General features: G+C 63.7%; 3 protein-coding genes and 1 pseudogene. 3 read left to right on the forward strand and 1 reads right to left on the reverse strand.

Going from position 1 to position 4,044, the window contains the following annotated elements; translation table 11 throughout:
* Together EN742_RS26830 and EN742_RS26835 are read left to right on the forward strand one after the other, a co-directional pair.
* On the forward strand, positions 1-717 hold a 717-nt coding region (locus EN742_RS26830; protein ID WP_148670275.1), incomplete at its 5' end, for an ABC transporter permease.
* Positions 714-1,601, forward strand: coding sequence for an ABC transporter permease (locus EN742_RS26835; RefSeq protein ID WP_126056357.1), 888 nt, complete (start codon positions 714-716; stop codon positions 1,599-1,601). The genes EN742_RS26830 and EN742_RS26835, both read left to right, overlap by 4 nt.
* A 236-nt stretch (positions 1,602-1,837) precedes the next feature.
* On the opposite strand, the gene EN742_RS26840 is transcribed toward EN742_RS26835, so the two are convergent.
* Positions 1,838-3,178, reverse strand: a complete 1,341-nt coding sequence (locus EN742_RS26840; protein WP_126056356.1) for an FAD/NAD(P)-binding protein — start codon at positions 3,176-3,178, stop codon at positions 1,838-1,840.
* A 608-nt stretch (positions 3,179-3,786) separates the two neighbouring features.
* Here EN742_RS26840 and tauA point away from each other — a divergent pair.
* Positions 3,787-4,044, forward strand: a pseudogene (gene tauA / locus EN742_RS26845) (taurine ABC transporter substrate-binding protein); the annotation flags it as partial.

Raw genomic sequence — 4,044 nt, forward strand, 5'->3', positions numbered from 1 at the left:
TCACTGTCGATGCGGGCGCCGGTCGCGCCTTTCGTGCTGGCAAGCCTCGGCCGCTCGGCAGCACTTGCCGGCATCATCCTGCTGTTGCTTGTACCGGTGGGCGTAGGCGCGGGCATCATTGCGGGTCTAAACCAGGGCCGCCTGATCGACCGGCTGATCGTGCTTGCCGGCGTCTCCTTCGGCATCGTTCCCGATTTCGTATCCGGCCTGTTGCTGCTCATGGTCTTCGGCCTGTGGCTGAGCTGGTTCCCGATCACCGGCGCCGCGCCGGACGGCGCCGGCTTCTGGACAAGCGGCTACTATCTCATCCTGCCGGCTTTGCCGTTGGTGCTGAACCTCACCGGCTATCTGGCGCGCATGACGCGGGCCGGCGTGGTCGAGGCCCTGGCCGCCGACTACACGCGCACGGCGACGCTGAAAGGCCTTGACCGTTCGCAGGTCATTGTCCGCCACGTCTTGCCCAATGCGCTGACGCCGACCATCGCGGTGCTCGCGACCCAGAGCGGCTATATGCTCGGCGGTCTCGTGGTGATCGAAGCCCTGTTCGGCATCCAGGGCCTCGGCAATCTCGTGCTCAACGCTGCCAAGTCACGCGACTTTCCCATGCTTGAGGCCGGCGTGCTGGTCATGGCGACGATCTTCGTCCTGTCGGCCGCGGCAGGCGATCTCGTTCAGGCGCTGCTCGATCCGCGGCAGCGGCGGCGGGCGTCGCTATGATGGACCTGCTGGAGTTTCCGGCGCCGGCGCGCGCATCTTTTTTCCCGCGGGTCGTCAGCCGGTTAAGCCGTGCCGTTCGCGGCCTGCCGCCGTCCGTCGTTGTCGGATCGCTGATCCTGCTGTTCTGGATCGCCTGCGCCCTGTTCGGCGACCGGCTCGTGCCGTTCGATCCCTACGCCGAGGATTTCCTCGCGACGTTGACGCCGCCGGACGTGACGCACTGGTTCGGCACCGACCAGCTCGGCCGCGACGTCTTTTCCCGCATCATCGTCGGATCGCGCGACATCCTGCTGGTGGCGCCGTTGGCGACATTGGGCGGCGTCGCCGCGGGCACGATCATCGGTCTGGTGCTCGGCTATTTCGATGGCCTGGTCGATGCCATAGGCGCCAGGCTGCTCGACACGCTGATGGCCTTTCCCTTCATCGTGCTCGTCACCATGACACTGGTTGCGCTCGGACCCTCGAACCTCACGGTCATTTTGGTGATCGCCATCGCCTATGCGCCGCTGGTGGCAAGAACCGTGCGCGCCGCGGTGCGCGAGCAGCGCGAACGCGAATATGTCAGCGCCGCTCGCCTGGGCGGCGAGAACGCGTTCGCCATCATGGCGCTGGAGATCCTGCCCAACATCCGCGAGACGACCCTGATCGAACTCGTCACCCGGCTGGGGTACGCTTTCTTTTCGATCGCGACGTTGAGCTTTCTCGGCCTCGGCATCCAGCCGCCCTCGGCGGATTGGGGCCTTGCGATCGCCGATGGCTATGGCTTCCTCACCGGCGGCAAATGGTGGGTGGTGGTCTTCAACTCGGGCGCGATCGTCTCGCTGGTGATGGCCACCAACCTGATCGCGCAAGGGGTAGGTGCCTTCGAGAACAATCGGCGTTAGCGTTGCTGCGCCGGTCGATCGGCGCGGAGTCGTGCCCAGACTGCAATATGCCTAGGACACGACCCTGCCTACCGAATGCTTCATACAAGCTTGTCGCCAAGGGCAAGCCAAAATCGTCGGCGTCATTGCACAGCCAGAAAGCTGCTGACCATCCTCAACGCCATCACCCGGGATCAAAAACCATGGCAGGGCGCTTGTCTTTCAAGGCAGTCGCTCTGGCCTGCCGGCCATCGGGTTCAATCCGAACCCAGCAATTGCTTGCTGAGCTTTGCGCACTGGACGCGAATGTCGGGGATGGCGTCGATTTCGAAGAAAGTGCCGCGCGTCAGCGGTCCAATCGCGAGGATCTTGGATGACACCGTGCCGTCGGCCGCGACCAACTCGCAATTGGCGGTGACGTCGAGGCCGAGGTGAAGCGGGTCGGGCCGCGCCAGGCCGCGCTCGACCAGCGAGCGCACGACGCCGTTCGACGTCTTCGAAATATCGCGGGCGATGCCCATGCAGTCATAGATACGGGCGACTTCGAGCGTTTCGAGCGCCTGCGTGCCGCGCTGTTGGATCCGAACGGTGAACTCCAGCTCGATCTCCACGACCCGGCCGGCGACGAGGCGGATGCGGCCCGAGCGGACCGCTTCGGTGACGCGCGCATAGACCTCTGGCGCTATGCGGTGGCGGTGAATGTCCCACCAGGCTTTGGTGTGCTCGACAAAGCGGCGCTTGGCCGAAGACGGCCAGTTCTGCCAGATCTTCTGGTTGAAAGGCCTCAGGCCATCGACGACGTCGCGCCAATCGCCGCCGGCCTTCTGGTTCTCGCGGATCAGGTTGCGGAACCAGCCGACGAAATAAGAAAGCTGGGTGCCGAGCGGAATGTCGGCGACGTCGAGCTTGATCGGATTGCCCTTGCGATGCGGCGAGGGCAGCAGGCCGCGCCGCGACACAGCTATGATCTCGCCGCGATGGCCTCGCTGCTCGAGCGACAGGAAAGCGTCGACCATGCTCAAGCCCGTGCCGAGCACCAGGACAGTAGCCTCTGGGTCGAGCGCGGTGTCCGCCTCCGAACCCATGCGGATGGCGCGACCCTGGAAAGCGCCCGGCTGCTCGTCATGGCCGGTGGCCAAAACGGCAAGATGACCGACGACGCTGATGCCGTTGACCAAGGCCACCTCGACGCCCGACGGGGTCGGCGAGATCGACAGGCTCTCCTCGCGGATCAGCCGCAAGCGGCCGCTGTCGCGCTCGCGGGCCTCGAGTTCGTCGAGCAAGTCCTTCAGATAGCGGGCATAAAGGCTGCGCGGCGCGTAGAACGGGCCCTGATCCGGCTGGGCGAGACCGCGGTCCAGCACCCAGCGCGCGAAATTGGTCGGATCGTCGGCATAGGCGCTCATGCCGGAGGCGTTGACATTGAGCACATGCGCGGAAAGCAGCGTCGAATAGGCCATGCCCTGCCCGAAATGCGGACGCCTCTCGATCAGCGCGACGCGCAGATCGGGATTCGGCGATTTCAAAAGATGCGCGGCCAGCACGACGCCGCTGGCGCCGCCGCCGACAATGACGATGGAGTTGCCGCGTCCAACCATGGCTGCTGGCCGAACGTGACTTAACTCGATCGGCCTGCAGCCGTCGCCGCTGGCGGCCTCGGCTGGAGGCCGCGAACGATCGCCGGGACGGTGTTCAGAAGATCGCGCATCGTTCTCTCACTCCCAATGTTGATAAGATTACTATACTAATCGAGCTAAACACGAAGGCAGCTTTCCAATTGCCGCTACCTTTGAGGCATGGATTTGCCCAGATGAAGGGCTGCGAGAATTTTCGTTCATGGATCGCTCGTGGGAGGGCCGCATCAGCGCTAGCGTCGATGCGTCGCGAAGCGTCTCCATTCCGATACATCGGGGCGCTGCACATTTCAGAATTCTGCACCGTTGCACCCTAAAGTAACGGTCACGGCATGGATCCTCGGGTCAAGGCCGCGGACGGCGAGGCGGTGGGCCTTTCAGCCAATCTCGAACACCTGCGACGAGATCTAGCCGAGCATTCGCAACTGTCCTTTTGCGCTTCCGAACCGCCCGTGCGGGCGACACTTTTCCAATAAAGGCTCCTACGTTGGAATTATCTAACTCTACAAACCTTATAGACTTAAGCGACGATAGAACGGCAATTCACCTTCTCGGGGTTATGGAGCCTTTCAATGTCAATCCTTTCACGACGCATTCTGCTTCTGTCGTCCGCCGCGCTCGCGGGCGCCGCCCTGCTCGGCCCGGCCGCGGCGGAAGACCTAAAAATCACCATCGGCTACCAGACGGTGGTTGAGCCTTCAAAGGTGCCGCAGGCCGACGGCGATTACGAGAAAGCGACCAAGGCCGCGATCGACTGGCGGAAATTCGATTCCGGCGCCGACGTGATCGCCGCCGTCGCCTCCGGCTCGGTCGACATCGGCTATGTCCGG

It is taken from the genome of Mesorhizobium sp. M4A.F.Ca.ET.020.02.1.1 (assembly GCF_004022645.1).
Classification (GTDB): Bacteria; Pseudomonadota; Alphaproteobacteria; order Rhizobiales; family Rhizobiaceae; genus Mesorhizobium.